Origin of the sequence: Immundisolibacter sp. (assembly GCF_028696615.1) — a bacterium.
In the GTDB taxonomy this organism is placed as follows: domain Bacteria; phylum Pseudomonadota; class Gammaproteobacteria; order Immundisolibacterales; family Immundisolibacteraceae; genus Immundisolibacter.
This window is the reverse complement of the sequence record NZ_JAQVGQ010000197.1, coordinates 1-5,138: the sequence shown is the minus strand read 5'-3', so window position 1 is coordinate 5,138 and position 5,138 is coordinate 1. Positions and strand designations below refer to the sequence as shown.

5 protein-coding genes are annotated in these 5,138 nt (G+C 70.3%); 2 read left to right on the top strand and 3 right to left on the bottom strand.

The window, feature by feature from the left end; genetic code table 11:
- Positions 1 to 1,610: CHASE2 domain-containing protein (locus PHC73_RS11445; RefSeq protein ID WP_300128238.1), on the bottom strand; the 1,610-nt coding region annotated here is incomplete at its 3' end.
- Between the two features lie 32 nt (positions 1,611 to 1,642).
- Between PHC73_RS11445 and PHC73_RS11440 the strand changes: the two genes are divergently transcribed.
- The gene (locus PHC73_RS11440) at positions 1,643 to 2,296 is read left to right on the top strand and encodes a Crp/Fnr family transcriptional regulator (protein WP_300128235.1); all 654 of its coding nucleotides are present in this window, start codon (positions 1,643 to 1,645) and stop codon (positions 2,294 to 2,296) included.
- A 21-nt stretch (positions 2,297 to 2,317) separates the two neighbouring features.
- Here PHC73_RS11440 and PHC73_RS11435 read toward each other — a convergent pair whose 3' ends face one another.
- Both PHC73_RS11435 and PHC73_RS11430 read right to left on the bottom strand, forming a co-directional pair.
- Entirely contained in the window at positions 2,318 to 2,806 is a 489-nt protein-coding gene (locus tag PHC73_RS11435; RefSeq protein ID WP_300128232.1) for an aromatic-ring-hydroxylating dioxygenase subunit beta, read from the bottom strand.
- 2 nt (positions 2,807 to 2,808) lie between these two features.
- Positions 2,809 to 3,978, bottom strand: a complete 1,170-nt coding sequence (locus PHC73_RS11430; RefSeq protein WP_300128229.1) for an aromatic ring-hydroxylating dioxygenase subunit alpha — start codon at positions 3,976 to 3,978, stop codon at positions 2,809 to 2,811.
- Between the two features lie 69 nt (positions 3,979 to 4,047).
- On the opposite strand from PHC73_RS11430, the gene PHC73_RS11425 reads away from it, so the two are divergent.
- A partial coding sequence (locus tag PHC73_RS11425) for an alkaline phosphatase family protein (RefSeq protein ID WP_300128226.1) occupies positions 4,048 to 5,138 on the top strand: 1,091 nt, incomplete at its 3' end.

Here is a 5,138-nt window from a genome sequence, read left to right as displayed (position 1 = left end):
CCACCCGGAATGACGAAACCGGCCAGCGCCCGCTGGATGCGAAGCGCCGCCCGACAGGCGCGCAGACGCTGCGCGATGCTGGCCTGCGTCAGCGGCCACAGCGCCAGCGCCGAATCGCCCACGATGTCGGTCACGATGCCGCCCTCGGCGCCGATCGGCGCCAGCAGCGTGGCGTAGTAGCGGTTCACCAGCTCGCCGAGGGCATCGGCTGGAAACCGCTCGGCAACATGGGTGTAACCGGTGGCGTCGCTGATCAGGCACACCACGCGCTGGCGGGTGGCGGCCAGCGGCTGGCCCGCCTCACCGTCGGCGCGCACCACCTGCCGCACCACGTGCGCCGGCAGGTAATGCGAAAACGCCGCCGCCACCTGCGCCCGCTCGCGCCCGCTCGCGCGGGCCCGAACAGCCAGCGCGCCGAACGCCGCCGTCAGTACCTGCACCGGCCACGGCGCCAGCGGCAGCCAAAGCTGGGTCTGCCGGAACACCGCCAGCGCGCCGGCGCCGCACGCCGCCATCAGCAGCGCCGCGCAGACGGCGGCACCGGCCGGGCGCAGCGGTAGGAACGAAACGGCCAGCATGAGCCCGCTCACCAGCAGGGCGGCCGCCAGCACCGGCGGCGACGCGGGCCGCAAAGATTCGTGGCGCAGCAAATTGAGGTAGGCCGTCGCCGCGATCTCGACCCCCGACAGGTCCAACCCATCCGGCCGGCTGACGGCGGTCAGAAAGCTGTCCGCTTGATTGGGGAAATACGGCTCGACGTGGCCGATGAACACCGCCCGCCCGCGCACGTCGGGCCGCGCGCCCTGCAGCACATCGGCCGCCGACACGATGTTCAGGCTGCGCGGTGGGCCATAGAAATTGAGCATTCGCTCGCGTGCTCCATGCAGCACCTCACAGGCCGCCCGTTGCGGCGGCGGGGCGCGGCCTGCCGCCGGGCATGAGGTGCGCCCGGCCTGCACCACCAGCGCCGCCGCCGGCAGCGTCGGCTGGTCCGGCGCCGCCGGATGGTGCGTCCACACCGTATCCACGCGCGCCGGCGACTTGGGCAGCACGAACGGCGCCACCGCCGCCGCGGCGCGCGCAAACGGCGCGTACGGCGCCAGCAGGCGATCGACCCGCAGCTGCCCGTCCGGCCCGGCCGCCGGCAGGCGCTCGACCTCACGCTGCAGGCGCCCGAACAGCACCACGTTGCCCGCCGCGGCGATGGCGGCGGCCAGTGCCGCGTCGTCCGGCGCCGCCCGCGCGCGCCCAAAAAAGACGTCGAGCACGATCACGTCCGCCCCACCCGCCGCCAGCCGCTCGATGAGCTCGGCATAGACGCGCCGTGGCCAGGCGTCGACGCGCTCCGGCAGGCCCAGACGCCGCGCCGAGTCGCGATCGATGGCCACGATGCACGCCTGCGGCGGTGCCGGCAGCGCCCCGCGGGCGGCGAACAGCCACGGCAGGGCAAGCTCTCGCTCGAAGCGGTCCGCCGCCGGCCACAGCCAGGCGGCAAGGCCGGCCAGCCACACTGCCAGCCCCAGCGCCAAACCGCGGCGCAGTGGACGAAAGCGGCGCCCGGCGCGCGTTTGCGCGCCGCCGACGGCGAACCGGATAATGCCGGCGCTCACGGCTTCCTCAGCACCGACACGACGGGCCGGACATGGTCGCGGAATTCGCGCAGTTTTCGATTCTGCAGCCGCTGTCGGGCGACGACATGCTGCGCCTGCTGCAGATCGGGCGCGTGCGCACGGTGGGCGCGCGGCATCTGCTGATGAGTGAAAACGAGGCCAGCACGGCGGTGTACTTTTTGCTGTCGGGCGAGGTGCGAGTATTCATCACCAACGGCGCCGGACGTGAGGCCACGCTCAACATCCTGCGCGCCGGCAGCTGGTTCGGCGAGCTGGCCATGCTGGGCGACGGCCTGCGCTCGGCGTCGGTGGTCACGACCGCGCCGTCACGCTTTTTGTCGGTTCCGGGCCCGCTGCTGCGCGACATCCTGGTGCGCTACCCGCAAGCGACCCAGCAGCTGCTCACCATACTCGGCCAGCGCATCCGCAACCTCACCGACACGGTGCGCGGCTTCGCGCTGGGCGACGTCTACCAACGCCTGGCGCAGCTGCTCGGCGAGCTGGCAATCGAGCAGGATGGCGAATGTTTCATTGCCAATCCACCGCCGCAGCGCGAGCTGGCCGCACGCTGTGGCGCCTCGCGCGAGATGGTGGCGCGCGTGCTGCGCGAGCTGCGCCGCGGCGGTTACGTGGAAACCAGCCGCCGGCGCATCGTGCTCAAAAAAGCCCTGCCGGCGCGGTTTTGACGGCCGCGCCGGCAGCGGTGCTCACAACGGGTAGATGATGTAGCGCGGCGGCACCGCGGTGTCCATCACCGCCCGCTTGGACGCGAACTTGAGCGCACCGCCCTCGTCGACGATGAGGTCCTCGTAGTGGCCGGTCGCCAGCAACGCCGACTTGCCCTCGGCGTTGGTGTAGAACACCGAGAAGTTGGTGCTGGCGGCGATCGCCCCGTCGTCGCTCCAGGCACACAGGTCGCGCGACAGCATATGCCGCGGCTGGTAGTGATCGACCACGCTCGCCCACACCTCGTTCACGTACTTGACGCGATCGCGCAGGCGCTCGTGGCAGTCGTCCAGCATCATGCCGACCGGCAGCCCCAGGCGCACGTTCTCGGCCGAGGTGAGCTCGTAGCGGCCGGTGCTGGCAAAGCAGGCCAGCCAGCCGGGCATGTCGCGCCGGTCGAGCGCGTGCGCATACGCCTGCTGCAGGGCATCCACCCGCGCCAGCAGGCCCGGATCGAGAATCACGTTCATGCTCACAGTCCCATCGCCTGCTTGTAATAGCGCCACCAGGGCGTGTTGCCGGCCTCGTCGTTCTGCAGGCTGCGGTGGCCGTCCGGGCTGTCCTTGAGGCCTTTCAGGAACGCGATCTCGCCGCCCGGCGCGCCCATGGCCTTTTGCACGCGCTCGAACATCGAGCCGTCCTCGATGCTGACAAAGCCGCTGGGGCCCAGCAGGTTGGCGCACTGGCGGATGCGGTGCTGCAGCAGTTCGGGCGGATCGTCGGCGAACGCCAGATACGTGTAGTGCACCTCGGTCTTGTCCGGTCCGAGCGGGCGGCCGAAGCGGAAGTTGATCGAATTCAGATGCTTGACCACCTGCGTGACCGGCCGCAGCAGGTTGACCGCGGCGGTTTTCTCCTCGCCCTCGGTGAACACCAGCGTCGGGTCGGCCAGATAGCCGTTGTCGACCATACGGTGCGCTTCGTAGTGCGCGCCCCAGTGGCCGGCGAAGCCGTCCGCCACCAGCGGTGCCTTGCCGCCCTGGTAGTTCAGCATCCGAAAGGCGGTGTGGAGCAGGCCGGCGTGGTAGCCGTCGTTGTCCATGTACACCTTCCAGTTGCAGTTGAACACGATCTTCTGGTAGCCGAGCAGCTTCAGCCGGCGGTCGCCGCCGCCGAGCGCGGCGCGGATCGAGTCGGTCACCTCGCCGAAAAACTCCTCGATGGGTGGCGTGGCATCGTCGAAGGTGGCCCACAGCACCTGGTTCCACAGCACCGAGCGCAGGCGGCGCAGGCCGTAATGTTTTTTGTCGAAGTCGGCCGGGAAACGGTCCTCGCCAGGCACGTTGCGCAAATTGCCGTGGCTGTCGTAAGCCCAGGCATGGTAAGGACAGGTGAAGTCGGTGGCGCAGCCCTTGAACTCGGTGGTGATCTGCACGCCGCGGTGCGCGCAGGCGTTGATCATCACCACGAACTCGTCGGCGCCGGTGCGCGTGGCGATCAGCGGCGTCTCGCCGACCACCACGGTTTTGTAGTCGTTGACCTGCGGCAACTCGGCTTCCAGCGCCACCGGGTGCCAGAACGGCCCGTAGAAAATGCGCTCGAGTTCCTGGCGGTAGATGGCCTCGTCCGTGTACAGGTAATACGGAACGTGCGTGTGGTCGGTCCAGGTGCGGACCGGCAGGTCGCGGCTGGGTGCGTTCATGATCGATACTCCTCGCTCGGCGGCGGTCGGACTTCGGCGTGGCCGGTCCACACTTTATAGCAGCTTGCCGTGCCTACACCAGAACGTTCGTTGACCGCCGTCAGGCCCTGGCCTGTTGAGCGCCCGCCGGCACAGGTCTGCCGCGGCGAGCGCGATGTCCTGAATCTGATCGCGAGCATCGAGCTGGCCGCCGGCGGGCCCGGCACTGGTCTGCCGCCGCTGGAGGAACTGCCGGTCAGCGCCCTTGCCGCCAAGCGCAGCCTGGTGCTGCTGATCATCGACGGCCTGGGGCTCGACTATCTGACCTGCGCCAGCCCGGCCGGCCCGCTGGCCTGCAACCTGCTGGGAGGCCTGCGCAGCGTGTGCCCGGCCACCACGGCGGCGGCGGTGACGACGTTTTTCACCGGCCAGTCACCGGCCAGCCACGGCCTGCTCGGCTGGTTCACGCCGTTCGAGGCGCGCGACCAAGTCGTGCTACCGCTGCTGGCGCAGGCGCGCGGCGGGCGGGCGCTGCCGGCCGACGACATTGCCACGCTTTACCGCAGCCCGCCGCTGGCGGCGCGCCTCACGCGCGACTGTCATGTGGTCACCGCGCGCAAGCTGGCCGGCTCAGCCTACTCGCGCCATCACGCCGGACCTGCGCAGCGGCATGCCTACCGCTCGCTCGGCGGCCTGTTCGGGCAACTCGAACGGCTACTGCGCGCCGACGGCGCGCCGCGCTACGTGCACGCCTACTGGCCGCAGCTCGACCAACTGGCACACGAGCATGGCATCGGCCACCGGCGCACGCGCGAGCACCTGCGGCAGATCGAGGCGCAGCTCGGGCAGTTCCTGAAGACCATCGCCGGCACCGACTCGCTGCTGCTGGTCACTTCAGACCACGGCTTCGTCGACATCGCGCCGGCGCAGCGCCTGCTGCTGAACGACCAGCCGCAGCTGCTGCAGCGCCTACGCCTGCCGCTGGCGGGCGAATCGCGCCTCGCCTTGGTGCACGCCAAGCCGGATCAGCGCGAAGCGCTCGGCGCCGAGCTGGCCGACTATCTGGGTGAGCGGGCAGCCGTCTACGACGGCCGGCAGTTCATCGAGGCCGGTTTTTTCGGCCCCGGCGAACCGCACCCGGCGCTGGCACAGCGCGTCGGCGATTTCGTGGTGGCGATGGC